The organism is Marinoscillum luteum, assembly GCF_044005705.1.
In the GTDB taxonomy this organism is placed as follows: domain Bacteria; phylum Bacteroidota; class Bacteroidia; order Cytophagales; family Cyclobacteriaceae; genus Marinoscillum; species Marinoscillum luteum.
In genome coordinates, this window is the sequence record NZ_JBIPKE010000013.1 from 236,758 (window position 1) to 257,074 (window position 20,317).

Here is a 20,317-nt window from a genome sequence, read left to right on the forward strand (position 1 = left end):
TTTTATGTAATTGGTTTCGTTTAATTCTTATTGTACCGGAGACAGAAGCCCTGCGATTACATGTACTCGACCATTTGCAGTAACAAGAGATGAACTTGCGCTGGCAGGTACAGCTACCTGAGCCTCAGGTGTAGTGTCACCATTAGAATCAATCACTATTCCTGTAAGGATACCTTTTGCAGGATCAGTAGGGGCTTCAGTAGACAATACGGTCAGCGTAGCTCCAGAAGCAGCTGTGAATTGTGCACCTTGAGTTAAGCTGGTGGATAACACCTCAGACAAAACAATCTGAGTGGTGATAATTCCGTAAAAGCTCTGAGCCGGGGTGCCTGACATAAAGGCTTTGATCTCTGCTTCACTGGCTGTTCCATCGCTATTTCCCGCTTTTGTATCGGCAGCCACATGGAATGTTCCATTACTTGGTGCAAACACCGTGTGCGTAGCACTACCCGAAAGCATGGAGTAAATGGTAGGCAAAGAATTTTGAGCCGCGAATGTGTCAGCTTTGAAGATCGCCTGAGCAAGTAATGAGAAATCAGCACCAAGAAGGAGTGTTCCTGCATTGGTTCCAAGGATAGGAGTCAGCTGTGCGCCGACTGTTTGGGGTATCAATACAGATCCTACTACATGCATCACACCATTTGTGGCTTTTTTGTTAGCTCCTGTAATTGCAATGGCATTATTAGAAGAACCTGTCAGCAAGGTTCCATCAGCATTCACCACGATTTTATCTACGCTATTCACATCCACACCCTGACCAGTAGCCAATGTGGTTACCTGCTTGCCAGAGGTCAAATCAGCTTTCAGGTAAGAGGTTACCGAAATATGATAGGCCAATACATTTTTGATGATATCTGGATTAATAGAGGTGATCTGAGCTGGAAATCCCGGAGTAGCCAGTAGGTTGACAAATGCATCATTGTTAGGCGCAAATAGGGTAAAAGTACCACTAGCACCCAGAGTAGCTACCAAATCAGGATATACACCCAGGTATTTCTCCAAAGAGTCAAGACCCTCAGTGCTTTGTACCAATTCCCAGATGGTCTTGGTAGGTTCGCCTTGAGTATCATCGTCATCATCGCTATTATCTACATATCCGGTAGGCTGCTCGCAAGCGCTCACAGAGGTATTGGCATCACCCAAACCATCCGCATCGGCATCCGCATACCAGGTAGTTTCAGTACATGAAGGTTCATCCTCACCACAGCTGGTGGTGAATGCCAGGCCAATTACTACGGCAAGCATAGCCAGGACTTTCAATGGGTTAATTGAATTTTTCATCATCATCTTCTTCGATTTTGTTTAATGTGTAATTTAATTCCAATCTCTCATTTTATGGAACACATAAAGTTAGATAAAATTATTATGCAAGCATACTATTTTGACCCTCAGAAATACCGAAATATTTTCATTTTGTTAATTCTTTAGATTTTTTTCCGGGCTACCTGAGTGTGCAGATCTTTGAGTTTCATAAGTGCAGCACTGCCATACCATGGCCTGAGCTCCATTTTTAATCGGCCCGCCTGTATGGCAGGATCGGTGCTGGTAAGGGCTTCGGCTTCTTCTATGGTTTCCACCGCAAAAACATAGATACCCCGGATCTCCTGATCATCCAGAAACGGGCCAGCCAGAACCAGTGTACCTTCCTCGGCCATTCTGGCTATGTTATCCAGGTGTGCTCTTTGTAGCCTGGAAGCTTCCACAGAATCCTGACTTCTATTGGGACCTGCAATGAGGTTGGCAATGACGTAGGATCGCATGCCATAGTCGTCTGCACCTACCTCCGCTGCCAGCAGTGAATCATACTCAAGAGCCGTTGATGGTTGAAGGTTGGTTTGTTCTTTTTTGGAAGATTGGCAGGCACATAGTGCCAGTATAAGTCCAGGGATTATTATCTTAAGCGTGTTCATGTGAGCAGAATTGTTTTATGTTAATCTAGCCATTTTGACAATAACCGAGGAAATGATTAGTTTTAAAGAATACAAAAATTTCTATGAATAATTCAAAAGATAGAAATTATCTACCAAAAAATTATCAGGAGCTACTGGCCAAGTACCGTAAAGTACCACCGGTAGTGTTGGAAACCAATCACCCAGCCTCGCCGAAGCGAAGTGCCTTAGCCACTGGTTTGGAGGTTTACTCAGGGGAGTGGGGCGATGTGCAAAAGCTTCATCTACTCAGGAGAACACTTTTTGGAACCAGGCAGAAGGATTTGGAAGCCCTGGCGGGTTTAGACGTGTCGCAGGCCGTTGATCTGTTGCTGACCAAGGGCACCGTGACCCTTCCCGTGAACAATTATAATGATCCTGCAAACGGGGTGGAAGACCCGGAGATTGCTTTCGGCGAAACCTGGATCAATTCCGCTTATGGCGACCAATACGAAGGGCCCAGAACCAACTCACTCAAGGGATGGCTGATTAAAAACATGCTCAATCAGGATACATCAGTTGAGGAGAAAATGCTTCTTTTCTGGCATAATCTGCTGCCTATCCAAACCTGGGGTGTGTTCTATGCAAAGCTGAGCTATCGCTATTTTGAGATGCTGAGGAGAAATCTCTTTGGCAATTTCAAAACCATGATCAAAGAATTGACCCTTGATCCGGCCATGCTGCTGTACCTAAACGGAACCTTTAACAACAAGGAAGCTCCCGATGAAAACTACGGTCGCGAACTGCAGGAGCTATTTTGCATCGGTAAGGGACCCAATGCGAACTTCACTGAGGAAGATGTGCAGGCTGCTGCTCGTGTGCTTACTGGTTGGGTTGTTCGGTGGGAGGATTTTGAGGCGTCCGGGATATTGCCTTCTTATTTCTACAGCCCGTTTCATGACACCACCAACAAGCAATTTTCTGCATTTTATGGCAATAGGGTGATTCTGGGTAGGACTGGAGAGGCCGGAGCAGAGGAACTTGATGAGTTGCTGGATATGATTTTTGATAACAACGAAACAGCACTTTATCTGTGCAGGCGACTGTATCAGTTTTTCGTGTACCCGGAGATAGATGCCGCTGCTGAAAGTCAGGTGATAGAACCCCTGGCGAATATTTTAAGAACCAATGACTATGAAGTAAAGCCTGTACTGGAGGCCCTATTCAAGAGTGCTCACTTTCATGATGAAGCCAACTGGGGAGCCATTATTAAAAGCCCAACAGAGTATGTTTTAGGCTTGTGGAGAACCCTGGAAGTAGAAGGAGTAGACCCTGAAGATTTGCTGCTCGGTTACACACAGCATAATAGTTTCTTATGGAACATGGCCAATCTGGGTATGGAAATTGGTGATCCCCCGAGTGTATCGGGTTGGCCAGCCTATTACCAGACTCCTTCTTATGATAAATATTGGCTGACTACCGATACCATTGCCAACCGTGCGATTGCGAGTGATTCGCTGGTGTATTGGGGTTTTTGGATCAAGGAGGGGGTTCAGATTCCTGCGGATTTGATCAAATTTATCAGTGGACTCAATCATCCTGAAGACCCTAACCTGATGCTCCTGGAGAGTAGCCGACTCTTACTCGGAATGGAGCTGGAGACGGAGATGCTGAATAACCTGAAGAGCATTTTATTGTCTGGCCAGCAAACAGATAGCTACTGGTCTACGGCCTGGGGTGAGCTTACAGAAAACCCCGACGATGAAGAGTACAGAATGGTTGTTGAAAACCGCTTGAAGCCTACTTTTCAGCATTTGTTACAATTGGGAGAAGCCCAGCTAATGTAGATTTATTATGAGAAGAAGATCATTTTTAAGACACGTTTCTCATTCTCTGGCGGTACCTGGTGTATTGGGTGCTATGGGCTTCCGCATGCCGGGACCCAATTCCTTAACCTCATTATTGAGAATGGCTGCGGATACCGATCGCGTATTGGTTATGATTTTTCTGGAAGGTGGAAATGATGGATTGAATACCGTCATCCCTCTGGATCAGCTTTCTGCTTTGAACAAAGTGAGACCACATGTGATCATGCCTGATAATAAGCTTCTGAACCTTTCAGATGCTGATGTGGCGTTTCATCCTTCTTTTGATGGTTTGAAATCACTTTATGATGAGAACAGGTTTCAGGTTATTCAAAATGTGGGCTATCCACAGCAAAATTACTCTCATTTTCGATCCACGGACATCTGGATGAGTGCCTCTGATTCCAATGAGTTGGTCAATTCGGGGTGGACTGGGCGCTTTTTGAGTGATTCCTATCCTGGTTATCCTGAGAGTTTCCCCAATGATGACATGACCGATCCACTATCCATTGAGATAGGCTATGGTAGCTCGTTGCTTTTTCAGGGGCCTCAGTCCTCCATGAGTATGGTCATTAGCGATCCGGATTTCTTCTATGACCTGATAGAGAATGAGGAACGGGAAGTGCCGGATACCCCCGCAGGAGAAAAACTAAAATATGTGCGTCTGATTGCCAAGCAATCTCAGCAATATGGCCAGGTGGTCAAAGCTGCTGCTGCCAAGGTCAAAAGTCAGGCGACCTATCCTCAAACCTACATTGCCCAGCAGCTGAAGATTGTTTCTCAGTTGATCGCTGGAGGATTGAGAACCCCTTTGTACCTCGTGCGAATGGGGGGCTTTGATACCCATGATGCGCAGGTAGAGGGATCTGATCATACCCAGGGAGAGCACGCTTCTCTTCTCAAGGATCTGAATGACGGCATTATGGCTTTCATGAAAGATCTGGAGATGCAGGGAACAGATGATAAGGTAGTTGGTCAGACATTTTCCGAATTTGGGCGACGCATCGTCTCCAATGCCAGCTTAGGTACGGATCATGGAGCTGCCGCTCCGATGTTCTTCTTTGGAAACGCTGTGATGGGAGGGGTGACAGGTACCAATCCGAGCATCTCCAGCAATGCTAAGTATGATGACAACCTGGAATGGGAGTTTGATTTCAGACAGATTTACGCTTCTGTTTTGGAGCAATGGTTGGGAGCTTCTTCGGTTCAGGATGTATTATTTAGGGACTTTGAAACAGTCTCTATTATTGGAGAACGCGAAAAAACATTGGCTGCTCAACCTCAAGAGGGTCGGGGATTACTGGTCTACCCTAATCCACTGAACGGACGAGCTACGATCAGGGTGGATGCCGTGACAGAGGCAGTAGCCATCGATTTGATTGATATCAGCGGAAAACATATTGAGTCCATCTATCGAGGAAACATTTCTCAGGACCAGCAGATTAGTTGGGAGACTTATCGCCTCCCACCGGGTAAGTATTTTGTCACCGTTCGTGGCCAAAAAACCAGGCGGGTTTTTCCGGTCATGAAGGTTGGGTACTAATGACCTTTTAGGGTGCGAAATGAAATATCGGGCAGCTATTCGCTGCCCTTTCTTTTGGCTGCTTGTCTGGGAGCATTCACCTTTAAAGGAGCGGAAGCATTCTTCTCACCAATGTTCAGCGTGAAGGTGTAGGCACCCGCCGGGAGGTAGTACTTTCCATTGTCTCTTGCTTCCAAAGTGCTTTCCAATTCCAGTTGCTTTTGCAGTTCTTTCACCTGAGAGCTGTCAAATGTGAAATCATATTCCAGGTAGTTCAACCCTTTGTCCAGATGAGCAGTCCAGGATTTCAATACCAGGCTGTCTGTTGAAATGCTCAATGTAGCCGTGCCTCCGATGCTTGTATAGGCTTCTACGACCGTTTGAGGCTCATTGTACCCGTCCCAATGCCAGCTGCCTTTGGTGCCCCACCTTTCGGAGTAGCTCTTCTCAGAGATTGGAAATACCTTGATGTCATCAGTAAGGCCGGGAAGTTGCTGCAGGGATTCAATATTGGCCACATAGATAGAGCGCCCATGGGTACCGAGGATGAGGTCTTTGTCTCTGGGGTGGATCACCAGGTCATGCACTGCCACAGCCGGTAGACCTTCATTGAAAGCCATGAAAGACTCACCTCCGTCCAGGGAGACATATGCTCCATGATCTGTACCTACATAGAGAATGTTTTCGTTTTCAGGGTCTTCTTTGATCACGTTCACGGGTTCTTTGGGCAAATCCAAGCCAATTGGTTTCCATGTTTTTCCATAATCATCGGATCGATAAATCAGGGCATCAAAAAGGTCCCAGCGATAACCATTGAGGCTGGCATACACCCGGCCTTCGGCATGTGCCGATGCGGTCACCCTGCTCACCCAAAGGTTGGTGGGAAGGCCACTGGCTATTTTCTCCCACGTCTGTCCGGCATCCCTACTGATATGGATGAGTCCATCATCACTGCCTACATAGAGCAGCCCAAATCTGATGGGAGATTCGCTGATGCTCGTGAGTGTGCCATAAGCCACATCACCTTTTTTGCCACCATTGGTCAGGTCTCCGGAGAGGGTCTCAAAATCTTCGCCCTGGTTCATCGAGCGATGAAATTTGTTGCTACCAAAATAGACAATGTCCTGATTGTGGCTGGAAAGCAGGATCGGTGACTGCCAGTTCCAGCGGAGCGGGGCCTCGCCCAGTTGATGCTTTGGGGTAATGTATTTTTGATCTCCGGTGGAAGTATTGATTCTGAAATAGTTGCCAAACTGATAGCCGGTATAGACCAGATCGTTGGTTCGGGTGTCTATGACCACCTGCATACCATCCCCACCCATGAGCCGCTCATAAGGGTATTTCCCTTCTTCCAGCCAGCTTCTGCTGTAGGTATAGTTGCTGGGGCCTTTCCAGACACCATTGTCCTGTAGGCCCGCATACACATTGTAAGGCTCAGCCATATCCACATTTACCGTATAGAGCTGACCTACTGCCGTGGAGTTACACTTGACCCAGGTGTCCCCAAAATCATAAGAGATGTTGATTCCACCGTCATTTCCATTGATCAAATGACCCGGCCTGGAGGGATTGACCCAAAGGGCGTGATGATCGGCGTGCACGTTTTCCATATCTGTGATGCTCCAGGTACTGCCCCCGTCTGTTGATTTGATCAGTGGAACTCCCATGGTATAGAGAATGTCAGGATTTTGTCCGTCCACTCTTATTTGTCCAAAATAGTAGCCATAGGAAAATACCAGCGCGTCAATGTAATCTTCATGCGTCTTTCTCCAGGTTTCTCCACCATTGTCAGACCGGTAAACTTCCGCACCCTTCACGGGTGTGTCAAAAAGGAGTGAATTTGCATCCTCCAGATAAGTCACCAGATCTTGTGGTTTTACTTTTCCTTTTTTCACCTCTTCCTTGATGTCTACGGCATTGTATTCATCGGGAAAGTTTTCCCGGTCCAGAAAATCGTTGAGTTCATCATTGGTAAGCGCCAGGAAGGCATCGATCGTTGTGTTTCTCAGTAGGTTTTTTGTGACAGAAAAAGTTTCCTTTTCCGCTTCATTCCGGCGGTCTTGATTATCCAGTATGGCATAGATGATCTCAGGGTTAGAGGGGGCATATGCCAAGCCAATCCTGCCGGTGCCTTCAGTGTCCGGAAACCCATTGTCTCCGGATGAGATATTGAGCCAGGTGATGCCACCATCTGTAGATTTAAACATGGCCGAACCTTTGCCTGACTCCTCAAAATTCCATGCTTTTCGGTCCTTCTGCCATGAAGCCGCAATCAACTCATTGGGGTTTTTAGGATTCAAAATCAATTCTACAAATCCACTTTTTTTATCTACATAGAGGGTTTTTTCCCATGAAACACCACCGTCTACGGTCCGGTAAATGCCAGATGCTTGATTATTTGAGTACAATGGTCCCAAAACAGCGACCCAGAGAATCTGCGGATTATCGGGATGTACAATGACCCGGCCGATGTGATGGGATTCCGGGAGCCCCAAATGCTGCCAGGATTGGCCATTGTCTGAGGATTTGAATAATCCGTAGCCTGAGTAGGAGGACCGGCTGGAGTTATTTTCACCAGTCCCTACATAGATGACTTTCTCGGTCCAGTCTACAGCAATATCGCCGATGGTCATCACGATCTCATTGTCAAATATGGGATCAAAAGAGGCACCTTCATTTTTGGTTTCCCAAAGCCCTCCGGAGGCATAAGCCACATAGAAGTGAGCGGGATCCTGAGGGTCAACTTCCAGGTCTACCACCCGGCCACTCATGATGGTGGGTCCAATATTTCTGAAGGGAATGTTTTGGACCAGCGAGTTTTCCAAAAGGCTTTGTCTCTGCAAAAAGCCTTGCCATCTGTCTGCAGCAGAGGTGGCGGCTGGGGTATCATTTATTTTTGGTTTTTGCCCGGAGACGTGGGTAGTAGCTAGCGTTAAGGCGAGCAGTAAAATCAGAGGGAAGCTTTTCATGGGTAATGTTTTTGACGGAGGTGTAATTATACTAAATTTCGGGTTCAAGAAAACGAACCCAAAGATGACCAAAATATTTCATAACCCGAGGTGCCGAAAGAGCAGGGAAACGTTGAACTTACTGGAAGAGAAAGGTGAGGAGCCTACTATCATAGAGTATTTGAATACGCCCCCAACAAGAGCTGAACTGGCGGAAATCGTAAATATGTTGGGTATAGTACCTGAAAAGTTAATTCGAAAAGGAGAAACTGAATATAAGGAGCTTTTTAAGGGAAAAACGTTATCTGATGATGAATGGCTGGATGCTATGGTGCAATACCCTAAACTTATCGAGCGCCCCATTGTGATCAAAAATGGAAAGGCCGCGATCGGTCGTCCTCCGGAAACCGTACTCGATATTTTATGATTACGAAATCCATCCTCGTGAATCAGTTTAGTGCGTCACTTGATTTGACGTTTACGGAGACTGATTTCCCTCGGTTTGCACAGGATGAGGTGTTGATCAAGACAGCATTTTGTGGTGTAAACTTTCCCGATCTTTTGATTGCTCAAGGGAAGTACCAGTTTCGGCCGGATTTACCTTTTTCTCCAGGACAGGAAGTTTCCGGTGAAGTGGTAGCGGTGGGTACCTGGGTGGATCACGTGCAGGTAGGAGACAGGGTGATGGCTTCTATGGGGTGGGGTGGCTTTACTGAATTGGCCGTGGCCAAGGGCAGCAATACCTACCTTATTCCACCGGAGGTCTCATTGAAAGATGCTTCGGCGATTTTGGAGTCTTATGCTACAGCCTTGTATGCACTGAAAGACAGGGCCATGATGAAACCAGGTGAAACACTTTTGGTATTGGGTGCTTCTGGTGGTACAGGCACAGCCGCCGTACAGCTCGGAAGAGTGTTTGGTAGCAAGGTTATTGCGGTAGCTTCTACTGAGGAAAAACGAGCATTTTGTTTGCAGAATGGTGCCCATGAGGTGGCGAGCCCCGGTGAAGAACTAAAGGAACAGATCAAACAGCTGGGAGGTGCAGATGTTATTTTCGACTCGGTAGGGGGCGCTCAGTCGGAGGCGGTGTTTCGCACCTTGAAACCCGGAGGGCGCCATTTAGTGGTTGGGTTTGCCTCGGGAGAGGTTCCGTCCATTCCTTTTAACCTGCCACTACTGAAAAGTGCGTCTATTGTAGGCGTATTTTGGGGAGCCTTTTGGCGAAATGCTCCGGAGGACAATCGCAGAAATGTATTGATGCTCCTCCGGTGGTTTGCAGAAGGTAAATTGAGCATCAATGTTACAAAAACGTACCCACTGGCGGATGCAAAAAAAGCCCTTGAAGACCTGATGAACAGACGTGTGTCTGGCAAGATTGTGCTTGAGGTTTAGAACCGTTGATTAAGTCTGACCCCAACATAATCATGCCGTGTGGCTGATGCATTCTCCTGTGTTCTCCAGTAGGCAATAAAGCCCAGGTCAAACCGGGGCCAACTGAGCATCACACCTCCGCGGTGCTGGAAAACCCATCGGATCGCATCCACGGTGTAGATGGATTTCTCACCAATAAAATTGCCCTCCAGGGTGGCATTGTAAAACACATATTCCAGTCCTGGAGAGTAGAAAAAATAGATCTCGCTGATTTTGGGTTCAGGGAGTTTGATTCGTTTGTTGCCCAGAGATGAGCTGACATAGGCAGATTTGTTGATCGGCTTGAGTTCTCCCACCCGTACCATGAGTTCCTGTCTGATGTTGTTGTAGACCGTACCTCCACTGGCATTGGTTTCGCTGGTCAGCTCAAAATTGTAAGAAGAGTAAATAGGCTTAATGTAGGTAAGGTTCAGATTAATGATCGGTGTGTTATTGATCTGATATTTCCAGCCCATGGGCTGAGGCATACCAAACCATCTGTGCCAGGTGGCCTGTGTTTCTCCCACCAGGGCCCCAGGCCCCAACCATCCCAGCTCCAGCTGCGCTTTCAGGTATTGGTTAGAATGAAAGTAATATTCATTGGCAATGGAAGCCGATAAGAGACCTGCGTAAGGACGATCCAGCTGTTCTTGTCGGTCCCAACCGATCCACTTGGGCGTATACATTCTGTGGTTGAGCTGATAAGATTGAATCACCTTGGCATTGGCGATGCTGTCTTTCAGTATCCTCACTGATCCATAAATGCCACTGCTGTAATATTGATCCTGTGTGAGATCAAAGGTGAAGGCATCATTATCCACTATCAATTGATAATCGAAGGTGAGGTATTTTTTTTGAGATTTTTCCTGTGCGGTGAGTTTCAGAATGAGCAGCAGGGCAATGATAGTAATGAATAATTTTCGCATTGGTGGTCAAAGATAGATATTTACCAAATTTGCAGGCATGACATTGGATTTTCTACAAGAAAAACTTCAGGACAGGATTGAAAAGGGCAATATCCGTACGCTAGGGGGGAAAGCAGGTTTGGTGGATTTTGTATCCAACGATTATCTGGGCCTTTCTCAAAACCAAGAGCTGGCGAAGCGGATAAGAGAAAGAATGGAAAGTGAAGGAGCTGTTCCTAATGGAGGTACGGGCAGCCGCCTGCTCTCCGGCAATCATCGATTTTATGGAGCAGCTGAGCAATATCTTCAGGAAGTATTCAGTGCTGAGTCAGCGTTGATTTTTAATTCGGGCTATGCAGCCAACCAGGCCCTCGTATCTGCTGTGGCAGAAAAGGGCGATACCATTTTGTATGACCAACTATCCCATGTATGCCTGAAGGAAGGTGCCTGGCTAAGCCGGGCCGAGACCGTCAGTTTTTTGCATAATGACCTCAATGATCTGGAGGCTAAAATAAAGCGGGCGAAGGGCAGGGTGTTTGTGTTGACAGAAACGGTCTTTTCGATGGATGGTGACATGGCCCCATTGGCTGATCTGGTGGAGGTCTGTGAGCAATCAAACGCTTACCTGATTGTGGATGAAGCCCACAGCACCGGGGTGATGGGCCCGGGGGGTGCCGGATACATGATTCAAAAGAAACTCCATGACTGGATTTTTGCCAGAGTCTACACCTTTGGCAAAGGCATGGGTGTACATGGTGCCTGTGTTGCCGGATCGAAGATCCTTACCGATTATCTGATCAACTTTGGCAGGCCTTTTATTTATACCACTTCTCTGCCGCCACACAGTGTATTGGCAATAGAGGAGAGTTTTCGGTACCTGAGTGAACACCTTGTGTTGCAGGATGAGCTCGAAGCTAAAATTAACCTTTTCAGGAGTCGTTGGGAGAAATCTCTAAGTCATACTGCTATTCAGCCAGTGATGATTGGCAGCAACAAAAAAGCTCGTGAGGTTTCCATGAGCCTTCAGGAAGCTGGTTTGGATGTAAGACCGATCCTTTCACCCACCGTACAACGGGGTACAGAGCGATTGAGGATCAGCCTGCATGTGCACAATACAGATGCGGAGATTATCCACCTCACAGACTTGCTCAGCGAGTTGGTGTAGTTTGATGCCTGAGGATCATGGAATCCACTTGATGTCTTTGAAATCTGGCTTTCGCTTTTCCAGAAAAGCATTTCGACCCTCTTTGGCCTCATCAGTCATATAGGCCAAACGGGTGGCTTCTCCGGCAAAAACCTGTTGCCCCACCATACCATCGTCGGTCAAATTGAAGGCAAATTTGAGCATTTTGATCGATGTAGGAGATTTCTGAAGGATTTCAAGTCCCCACTGATAGGCCGTATCCTCCAACTCTTCGTGAGGGATCACATCATTCACCATGCCCATGTCGAAAGCTTCCTGTGCAGAGTAGTTTCTTCCAAGGAAGAAGATTTCTCTTGCCCGTTTTTGTCCAACCATCTTGGCCAGATAGGCCGATCCGTAGCCCCCGTCGAAACTGGTGACATCTGCATCTGTTTGCTTGAAAATAGCATGTTCCTTGCTGGCCAGCGTGAGGTCGCATACGGTATGGAGTGAGTGTCCTCCACCCACAGCCCATCCAGGTACCACTGCTATGACCACCTTGGGCATAAACCGGATGAGGCGCTGTACTTCGAGGATATTGAGGCGGGGCATCCCATCATCATCCACATAGCCCTGGTGGCCACGCGCATTTTGATCTCCACCTGAGCAAAACGCCCATCCACCATCTTTCTTAGAGGGGCCCTCACCTGAGAGCAGCACCACACCAATGGAGGTGTCTTCTCGGGCATCCAGGAAAGCCTGATAAAGTTCGCCTACGGTTTTAGGTCGGAAGGCATTGCGTACCTCCGGCCGATTGAAGGCTATACGCGCTACACCACCTGACTTTTTGTAAGTGATGTCTTCAAATTCTCTGACTACTTTCCAGTTGGGTTTGCTCATGGTGTTTATTTTTTGGTGAAATTATTGATTTCAGGTGTAGTACCAAAGACCGAGCAGAGTTTACTGCCATGAACTTGTCAAAATCCCATTCCAGAGAAGTCTGTGCATTTGTTTCGGTTGGGTCAATTCTGACCACCACAAAGAGTCGGGATATTAGGACTTGCATATTAACTTCGCTTCATGAACTACTTTGTGACCGCCATAGGGACGGATAGTGGAAAAACACTGGTGAGTGCCATACTGACGGAGATGCTACATGCCGACTACTGGAAGCCCGTCCAGTCGGGAGCGCCCAGAGACACTGAAACGGTCAGAGCGCTGGTCACCAATGAGCAAAGTAAATTTTACAAGGAGACCTTCCTCTTAAAAACCCCGGCCTCACCACATGCTGCTGCCCGCATCGATGGGGTAGAGATCACCATTGACCAGATAGTACCTCCCATTTCCAATCGTAATTTGATCATTGAAGGTGCAGGTGGGGTGATGGTACCCCTCAATGATGAGGAGGTGATCCTGGATATGGTGCCGAAACTGAATGCAGAAATCGTGTTGGTGTCCAACCTGTACCTGGGGAGCATCAACCATACCCTGCTAACGGCTGAAGTTATCAAAAGCCGCGGTTATGGCGTGAAAGGAATCATTTTCAATGGTCCGAGCAATGAGGAGAGCGAAAGAATCATTCTGCTCAAGACTGGGTATAGGCAGTTGCTGAAAGTACCTCAAGAACCCGTAATTAATAAAGAGATTGTAAAGAAATACGCCGAAAAGCTAAGCGCATGTTGGGATTGAATAATTTTGAAAAGGCAGACCGTAAGAATATTTGGCATCCATTTTCTCCCCTGGCAGGAAATAAGCCGATCGGGATCAAAAAGGCTAAGGGCGTATATCTGTACACCCAGGATGGTCGTAAGATCATGGATGCGGTATCCTCGTGGTGGGTGAACATCCACGGTCATAGCCATAAGCGAATCAACAAAGCCCTGAGCAGGCAGGCTGCCCGGCTGGAGCATGTGATTTTCGCGGGATTCACACACAAACCTGCGGTGGATCTTTCCAAAACACTCAAACGGGTACTCCCCAAATCTATTGACAAGATCTTTTTTTCTGATAACGGGAGCACCTCTGTGGAGGTGGCCATCAAGCTCGCGGTGCAGTATTGGCACAATCAGGGAAAGCCACGCAAGAAAATCATCGCATTGGAGGGTGCCTATCACGGAGACACATTTGGCAGCATGTCGGTAGCGGAGCGAAACTTGTTTTCTGCTCCTTTCAATGAATTATTGTTCGAGGTTGATTTCGTTCCTTTTCCAAAGGGCGATGGGGCAGAGGCCATAGCCAGAATGAAGGAACTGGTCACGGAGGAGACGGCCGCTTTCATATTCGAACCTTTGGTGCAGGGGGCTGCAGGCATGCAAATGTATGCAGCCGAGGTACTGGATAAACTCATCGATATTGCACGAAGCAAGGAGGTGGTGTGCATAGCGGACGAAGTGATGACCGGCTTTGGTCGCACGGGTAAAATGTTTGCCTGCGACCATCTTAGAAATGATCCGGACTTGTTTTGTCTCTCCAAAGGCATCACCGGGGGCTATTTACCCATGGGAATCACGGCAGTCAATGAGCGAATCGTGAAAGCCTTTGATGTGGAAGATCGTACCAAAGCCTTTTTTCATGGTCATTCGTATACCGCTAATCCACTGGCCTGTGCAGTGGCCAATGCAAGTATGAAGCTGCTGCTCGGGAAAAAGTGTCAGCAGGATATACAGCGCATCACCGAGCAACATCAGGCCTACCTGGATCAATTTCGATTTCATGACAAAGTCAAAGAAATTCGTCATTGTGGTACCATTCTGGCGATTGAGCTACATGCTGATGACGCTGGCTACACGAGTAACCTGAAGGAGAAAATTTATGATTTCTTTATGGGCAGGGACTTGCTGCTGAGGCCTTTGGGAAATGTAATCTATATTCTGCCACCCTATATTATTACCGATCAGGAGCTACAAAGGCTGTACAAGGCGATTGATGTTTTTCTGCTAGAGCTATGATTGCAGGAGACTTTCAGCGTTAATTCCATTCAGAGTGTTGAGGGCGTTTGAGGCTAGCCTCGTTAGTAGGGTGCCTGATTGTATTCGTCTTCCACTCGTTGGCCCCATTCAGGTTTTATCTTACTCATCAGTTCGATTTTCTTGCTCAAAAAGTGCTTATGAAAGTCCTGACCAGAGGGGTCCATTTCCATGGCATGGGCTGATGCCATGGCGGGTACAACATGCTTGAAGGTATGGTACATTAATTCTTCCAGATCGGTGAAGGTATAGCAGAATACCTGCAGGCCACGCTCATAAGCTTCATATGAAAGCAGACCATCATCGGAGATATTGATGTTAGGGCGACCGCCACCCTGGAGTCGGCAAACGGTTGGGAGCTGATCAGATTTGGCACCTATGAGCTGCGCCATACGTCTCATCTCATTCTGTACTTCTTCAATCGTCATAAAACTGCCTAATGTCTTGTTCTGAAATTTATGCCATTTTGAATGATCTCTGTTTACTTTCTTCCACTTTTTCATTGTACACCTGAGCGAAATATTGGCAAGGGTCGAATGTTTCGGTGGATTGTCTGATCTCGAAAGTCGGGGAGACGGGAGCTCGCCGGGCCTTCTCATTGTGCGACAATCACACTCCTTTGTGACAAAGCCAACGCATGTCGGCTTATGGCCTATACCATAGGAGAACTGGCGGAGGATTGCTTCGCCCCGATAGGCATCGGGTTACTCGCAATGACGGACAGTACAGTCATTGCCGCGTATGCGGGAATCTCATTTGGGGCGACTTAATTATAAAATAAAGGAGATTCAACCTGGAATTTCAATCCTCTAGGCAAGGTGTCTCACTCGCCAGCCTTATTATGCTTGTTGGGAACTCCAATCTAGGGATATGACTGTGTTGATGTACTGTTTTCTTGAGCCTACTACGCTTTAACTAGTCTTATTTTCTAAGGTATATCTTACTCTGGCCGTTCCGTCTTTATTTACGTAGTAGAATATGTCCCTTAGATTATAACCATGCTCAGCTTTTCGATTTAACCAATCTTGTGCCTCCTGAAGAGCATCAACATCGAACTCACAGATGTGAAATTTGTCTTTCATAGTCTTTGTGGTAATTAATCCTTGGAGGATTACATGGCCGTAAACTACTACAATAACCATTATGAGTCAAGCACTATTTTTTCCACCTTGAAGAGGTGGTGTTTGCGCAGCTTGACACCCAAGCCTATGCCGGCTGGATCAAATCAATCAAATTGCCATACAGGTCCTCAAAGACCAGCACCCGGCCGTAGGGCTCGTCCACAGGTCCGCGTACGATCTTCACGCCTTTGGCTTTCAGGTTTTCATAGTCTCCCTCAAAATCATCGGTGTGGATAAAGAGAAACACCCGACCCCCGGTCTGGTTGCCCACGCGGCTGAGCTGCTCGTCACCCACACCCTTGGCCAGCAGGAGTCTGCAGCCAGTGTTGCCGGGCGGGGCCACCACCACCCAGCGCTTGGTTTCGCTCATTTTCGTGTCTTCTATCAGTTCAAAGCGGAGCGTTTGGGTGTAGAAGGCAATGGCCTCATCATAGTCTGCCACCACCAGGGCCAGTTGTACAAGTTGCTGCATAGGTTATCCGAATAAGTTTCTGGTAAAGTTGATTTTGATGCCTTGCTGGAAGTTTTCTATCACCTTGAAAATAGCCTTTAAGGTCACCACCTCTATTTTGGTGAGACTACCGGGACTAACGTAGTTGTGGGGCTCGGTGTGGTCGTTCATGATCTGCCGGGCCTGATACCTCAGGCGCATGCCCATCATGTAGTAGTACGACTGCATCAGCTCGTGGTAGGCTTCCTCGGTAAATACCTTCTGATCCCGCAGAGCAGAGAGCCGTTCGCCGGTATTGGTTTTGAGGATTTTGTGCTTCAGGGCGTATACCCGCACCAGGTCCACGATGGGCGTCATAGACCGCTTGATGTTAAACACTTGCTGGTCGTCCTTTTCGATGGTTTTGATCCCTCGGAAAAAGGTGAGGGGCGGTTCGTACTGCAGGGCGTTAGTGGCCAGCTGTGTGAAAAAGTAAGTGCCGGGGTCCTCCAGCTTTTGCAGGATGTGTGCCTGTAGCTCCTTCACCAGCGACTCTTCACCATAGATAAACCGGCAGTCAAAAAAGGTGGAGAAATTCATCACCGACTGTGAGTCGGGGTTTTCAATCCATTCGTTGTAATTTCTTTTCCAGTGGGAGAGCGAGTGGGTCCACTTGGGGTTTTTGGCCATGAGTCCGCCGGTACAAAACACAAAGCCGATGTGGTTGAGTCGCTCGGAGACCAACTCCGCAAAATGAAGAAAGTAGGTTCTCGTGATCTCCCTGAACTCGTTGGCTTTGTCCTCATAGATGATGGCATTGTCCTGGTCGGTCTTGAGAGTCTGCTCCATGCGGCCTTCGCTGCCCAGTGCCATGAAGACAAATTTGGCTGGCGGAGGGCCTATTTCGCCAATCACACCCTCGATGACCTTCTGAGCGATGGTGTCGGAGATGTTGGTAATGATCTGGTTGGCCAGCTCTGATTTTACTCCCCGTGTCAGGAGGTTGTAGACCACCTCGGGCACTTCAGCCCACTTGGCTTTGAGTTCGTCCACGGACATGGCCAGCCGCACCGACTGGATAAATACAAAAGGTGATTGCGCCTGGTCGGAGAGGAGCTTGCTTCGGCTGATCACCCCCGTCTCCTGGCCATGATCCTCCACGATGAGGTAACGAATTTTATGGTTAAACATCATGAGGATGGCTTCATAGATATAAGCCTCCCGTGATATTCGGTAAATAGGGCCTTCCATGATCTCCTCCACGGGGGTATTTGCATCTCGCTGCGCCGCAATGATCTTGTTTCGAAGGAGTATATCCGTCACATACCCGATAAAGTCATCACCATCCCGCACGAAGAGGCAGCTGAGTTTATTGGCTTCCATAAGCTTAGCGGCTTCATGTACCGGTGTGCCACGCCCACAACTCACAATGGGGCGGGTGTTTACACTGTCCATTCGCCCGATGAAGTAACGATCGAACGTGAGTGTGTCCAGGTCATAAGAAGGTCGGGTGACGAAGTTGGCAAAAGCATCATTGAGCATTTCCTTGCCGAAAAGGGTGACAAAGGACTGGTAGAAGGCATCATGCTCCTTGCAGAGGGTTCTGAAGGTGGCGGCAGGCACCCGGTAGATTTTGGTTTTCTTAGCAGCAAAAACGGTCTTGATGGATTTTCCTTTGTTCAGGAGGATGGAAAAAGCCCCATAGGTATCACCCGGCCCCAGGTTGCTGCTGGCTTCCTTCTTACCCTCACTGTTGTAAAAATAGGTTTCATACTGGCCCATTACGATGATTTCCAGTCCATCCACTTTGGTTTTGTGCTGCTCATGGATAATGCCAGATTGACCAAATTCGATTTCCTCAAGGGCATCTGCCAGGTGCGAAAGCGCATCATCTGGCAGTAGCTCAAATGGGTGGGTGTTTTTCAGAAAAGATAACTTGTCGCTCATAGAAACCATAAAAGGATGCTTGCAATGATCAAAACGAAAACCGGCAATCCGCAGCCCATTTTGGCTTTGGCCTTGCTTTTCATTTGGGTGTAAATTGGCTGTGCGGCCAGAATTTTCTCGGTGAGTTCCCCCTTATGGTAGAGCACCCAAAAACATTCCGCAGTGGCGACCACATCTGCAGCCGCATCGTGCTGATGCTCCATCCGCTTGCCAAAGAGTTTCAGATAAAGTTCGTCCAGTTTCGGGTAGTTGTGGTCTGTATGGCGAGCATACTCTGTGGTGGCTTTCATGGTGCAAAACATCGGGTAGCGGGTTATGATGTTTTTCATCCCCGAGCGGAGGAGTGCCACTTGTAGCATCTTGCCATCAAACTCCATGAAATGGCCAATCAGTAGTGGCTTGAACTGTCGCAGGTCCTTGGTGAACTGCCGCATCACCGCTTTGCGGTCTTCGCCTTTTTCTTTTAGTTCTTCCAGCGTGATTCCATGGATCTCAATGGCTGACGGACGGATGGAGATGTCGTCTTCGTAGATGAAATGATTTTCCTGTTTGACTAGCTGACCAGACCTATCATACACCGCCCAGGCCAGCTGGAGGATAAAAGGCCATTTATCCAGCTCCGAAATGGGGGATTTCAGTGAGTGCGGGATGCCGGAGGTCTCAGTATCTACAAAGAGAAGGTATTCTTGCATGGCAGGGTGGAAAGTTACTGCCGCAGGGCCAGATCGCAAAGGTATAGGGGTCACTCATCTGCTATTTTGCTCGATTAAAGCGCGGGAGGTGGAGCTAGGCTCTTTGATCGGGTATTTATAAAGATATATACCCTACTTTTGCAGCGAATCCATTTCCCCTTCATGAATACATTTGAAATTTTGAACCTCTCAAAGCCTTTGCGTCAAGCCATTGACGATCTGGGGTTCGAGAGGCCTACCCCCATACAGGAGCAGGCATACCCGGTGATTCTTTCCGGCAAGGACATTATCGGGATCGCCCAGACAGGTACAGGTAAAACCCTGGCCTATATGCTGCCGATCCTCAAGGATCTTAAGTTTTCTGAGCAGGTAAACCCACGAGTACTGGTGCTGGTACCTACCAGAGAGTTGGTGCTACAGGTGGTGGATCAAATAGAGCAGATGGCTGCCTATATGAGTGTGCGGGTGCTAGGCGTCTACGGGGGCACCAACATCAACACCCAGAAGATCACCGCGCTACAGGGAGCGGATATTGTGGTGGCTACTCCCGGTCGTCTGTATGATCTGGTGCTGAGTCGTGCACTCCAGCTGAAGGAAGTGAAAAAACTGGTGATTGATGAAGTGGATGTGATGCTCGATCTGGGCTTTCGCTTTCAGCTCACCAATATCATGGAGCTGCTGCCCGAGCGCAGACAGAATATTATGTTTTCTGCCACCATGACCGAGGATGTGGAAGTGCTGATCAATGATTTCTTCAGTGCACCCGTTAAAATCTCCATAGCGGTGAGTGGTACACCACTGGACAATATTTCCCAGGAGTACTACCCTGTGAAGAACTTTTATACCAAAGTAAACCTGCTGCTGCATTTGCTCAGAGACAGGGAGACTTTCCACAAGGTGCTCGTATTTGTTTCCAATAAGAAAAGTGCCGATCGCCTCTTTATGGCCATGGAAGGCATCTATGGTTCGGAGACCTGCATCATTCACTCCAATAAGAGCCAGAACTACCGGATTCGCTCCATCAGACAGTTTGATGAAGGTAAGAACCGAATACTGGTGGCCACAGATGTGATGGCCCGGGGACTGGATATGGCGAAGGTTTCTCACGTGATCAACTTTGACACACCCGCTTATCCGGAAAATTATATCCACAGGATCGGTCGTACAGGTAGAGCTGAGGAAGAGGGCAAAACGATCCTGTTTTGTACAGAAAAAGAAACACCTTTCAGAGAGGCCATCGAATACCTCATGGCCTATGAGATTCCAAGGCTTGAGTTTCCTGAGGAAGTGGAGGTGTCCACAGAGCTGGCTCCGGAGGAGCGACCGAAGAACAAAGAAATCAATGCCCACCACAAGGTGCCTGACCCGGATGCACCAGGCCCTGCATTTCATGAGAAAAAGGCCAAAAACCGAAAAACCAACCTGGGAGGCTCTTACCGCAGGGAAGTGGGTAAGAAATATAAGAAGCCAAGAACCCGTGGGGACAAAAATCAAAAAGGTAAGGGGAAAAGATAGTGAAA

The 20,317-nt window shown here is 47.9% G+C and carries 18 protein-coding genes; 9 read left to right on the plus strand and 9 right to left on the minus strand.

The annotated features are described in order from the left end of the window. Positions 1 to 27 precede the first annotated feature (27 nt). The gene (locus ACHKAR_RS05920) at positions 28 to 1,287 is read right to left on the minus strand and encodes a fasciclin domain-containing protein (protein ID WP_159580605.1); all 1,260 of its coding nucleotides are present in this window, start codon (positions 1,285 to 1,287) and stop codon (positions 28 to 30) included. Between the two features lie 137 nt (positions 1,288 to 1,424). Continuing rightward, the gene (locus ACHKAR_RS05925; RefSeq protein ID WP_395416570.1) at positions 1,425 to 1,910 is read right to left on the minus strand and encodes a YciI family protein; all 486 of its coding nucleotides are present in this window, start codon (positions 1,908 to 1,910) and stop codon (positions 1,425 to 1,427) included. A gap of 83 nt (positions 1,911 to 1,993) precedes the next feature. Between ACHKAR_RS05925 and ACHKAR_RS05930 the strand changes: the two genes are divergently transcribed. Together ACHKAR_RS05930 and ACHKAR_RS05935 are read left to right on the plus strand one after the other, a co-directional pair. Beyond that, positions 1,994 to 3,715 carry a DUF1800 domain-containing protein gene (locus ACHKAR_RS05930; protein ID WP_395416571.1) on the plus strand — a complete coding sequence of 574 codons (1,722 nt, stop codon included), beginning with the start codon at positions 1,994 to 1,996 and terminating at the stop codon, positions 3,713 to 3,715. Positions 3,716 to 3,722: 7 nt separating this feature from the next. Next, entirely contained in the window at positions 3,723 to 5,276 is a 1,554-nt protein-coding gene (locus ACHKAR_RS05935; RefSeq protein ID WP_395416572.1) for a DUF1501 domain-containing protein, read from the plus strand. Between the two features lie 35 nt (positions 5,277 to 5,311). Here the strand turns inward: ACHKAR_RS05935 and ACHKAR_RS05940 are convergent, their stop codons facing one another. After that, the gene (locus ACHKAR_RS05940) at positions 5,312 to 8,224 is read right to left on the minus strand and encodes a WD40/YVTN/BNR-like repeat-containing protein (RefSeq protein ID WP_395416573.1); all 2,913 of its coding nucleotides are present in this window, start codon (positions 8,222 to 8,224) and stop codon (positions 5,312 to 5,314) included. A 64-nt stretch (positions 8,225 to 8,288) separates the two neighbouring features. On the opposite strand from ACHKAR_RS05940, the gene arsC reads away from it, so the two are divergent. Both arsC and ACHKAR_RS05950 read left to right on the plus strand, forming a co-directional pair. Beyond that, positions 8,289 to 8,630, plus strand: a complete 342-nt coding sequence (gene arsC / locus ACHKAR_RS05945; RefSeq protein WP_395416574.1) for an arsenate reductase (glutaredoxin) — start codon at positions 8,289 to 8,291, stop codon at positions 8,628 to 8,630. Beyond that, on the plus strand, positions 8,627 to 9,595 hold the full coding sequence (locus tag ACHKAR_RS05950) for an NADPH:quinone oxidoreductase family protein (protein ID WP_395416575.1): 969 nt from the start codon (positions 8,627 to 8,629) through the stop codon (positions 9,593 to 9,595). Before arsC ends, ACHKAR_RS05950 begins: the two co-directional genes overlap by 4 nt. On the opposite strand, the gene ACHKAR_RS05955 is transcribed toward ACHKAR_RS05950, so the two are convergent. Further along, the gene (locus ACHKAR_RS05955; protein WP_159580591.1) at positions 9,592 to 10,539 is read right to left on the minus strand and encodes a lipid A deacylase LpxR family protein; all 948 of its coding nucleotides are present in this window, start codon (positions 10,537 to 10,539) and stop codon (positions 9,592 to 9,594) included. The genes ACHKAR_RS05950 and ACHKAR_RS05955 overlap by 4 nt on opposite strands. A 37-nt stretch (positions 10,540 to 10,576) precedes the next feature. Here ACHKAR_RS05955 and ACHKAR_RS05960 point away from each other — a divergent pair, with 37 nt between their 5' ends. Further along, positions 10,577 to 11,683: an aminotransferase class I/II-fold pyridoxal phosphate-dependent enzyme gene (locus ACHKAR_RS05960; protein ID WP_395416576.1), complete on the plus strand. Its 1,107-nt coding sequence runs from the start codon at positions 10,577 to 10,579 to the stop codon at positions 11,681 to 11,683. A 15-nt stretch (positions 11,684 to 11,698) separates the two neighbouring features. On the opposite strand, the gene ACHKAR_RS05965 is transcribed toward ACHKAR_RS05960, so the two are convergent. Then, positions 11,699 to 12,541, minus strand: coding sequence for a 1,4-dihydroxy-2-naphthoyl-CoA synthase (locus tag ACHKAR_RS05965; protein ID WP_159580587.1), 843 nt, complete (start codon positions 12,539 to 12,541; stop codon positions 11,699 to 11,701). Between the two features lie 180 nt (positions 12,542 to 12,721). On the opposite strand from ACHKAR_RS05965, the gene bioD reads away from it, so the two are divergent. Beyond that, positions 12,722 to 13,330 (plus strand): dethiobiotin synthase, encoded by a 609-nt coding sequence (gene bioD, locus ACHKAR_RS05970; RefSeq protein WP_395416577.1) that lies wholly within the window; start codon positions 12,722 to 12,724, stop codon positions 13,328 to 13,330. Then, complete coding sequence (gene bioA / locus ACHKAR_RS05975) at positions 13,318 to 14,589, plus strand: adenosylmethionine--8-amino-7-oxononanoate transaminase (protein WP_395416578.1); 1,272 nt, start codon at positions 13,318 to 13,320, stop codon at positions 14,587 to 14,589. Before bioD ends, bioA begins: the two co-directional genes overlap by 13 nt. A gap of 62 nt (positions 14,590 to 14,651) precedes the next feature. Here bioA and ACHKAR_RS05980 read toward each other — a convergent pair whose 3' ends face one another. Then, positions 14,652 to 15,035: an Imm63 family immunity protein gene (locus ACHKAR_RS05980; protein WP_395416579.1), complete on the minus strand. Its 384-nt coding sequence runs from the start codon at positions 15,033 to 15,035 to the stop codon at positions 14,652 to 14,654. A 219-nt stretch (positions 15,036 to 15,254) separates the two neighbouring features. Between ACHKAR_RS05980 and ACHKAR_RS05985 the strand changes: the two genes are divergently transcribed. After that, complete coding sequence (locus ACHKAR_RS05985; RefSeq protein ID WP_395416580.1) at positions 15,255 to 15,377, plus strand: hypothetical protein; 123 nt, start codon at positions 15,255 to 15,257, stop codon at positions 15,375 to 15,377. Between the two features lie 436 nt (positions 15,378 to 15,813). Here the strand turns inward: ACHKAR_RS05985 and ACHKAR_RS05990 are convergent, their stop codons facing one another. From ACHKAR_RS05990 to ACHKAR_RS06000, 3 genes are read right to left on the minus strand one after another with little or no spacing between them, the layout of a single operon-like run. After that, a complete protein-coding gene (locus ACHKAR_RS05990) occupies positions 15,814 to 16,200 on the minus strand; it encodes a VOC family protein (protein WP_395416581.1) in 387 nt (128 codons plus the stop codon). A 3-nt stretch (positions 16,201 to 16,203) separates the two neighbouring features. Then, positions 16,204 to 18,105, minus strand: coding sequence for a DUF294 nucleotidyltransferase-like domain-containing protein (locus ACHKAR_RS05995; protein ID WP_395416582.1), 1,902 nt, complete (start codon positions 18,103 to 18,105; stop codon positions 16,204 to 16,206). Then, positions 18,102 to 18,797 (minus strand): 3'-5' exonuclease, encoded by a 696-nt coding sequence (locus tag ACHKAR_RS06000; protein WP_395416583.1) that lies wholly within the window; start codon positions 18,795 to 18,797, stop codon positions 18,102 to 18,104. The genes ACHKAR_RS05995 and ACHKAR_RS06000 overlap by 4 nt, the downstream gene beginning before the upstream one ends. Before the next feature lie 162 nt (positions 18,798 to 18,959). On the opposite strand from ACHKAR_RS06000, the gene ACHKAR_RS06005 reads away from it, so the two are divergent. Next, positions 18,960 to 20,312, plus strand: coding sequence for a DEAD/DEAH box helicase (locus ACHKAR_RS06005; protein WP_395416584.1), 1,353 nt, complete (start codon positions 18,960 to 18,962; stop codon positions 20,310 to 20,312). Positions 20,313 to 20,317 lie beyond the last annotated feature (5 nt).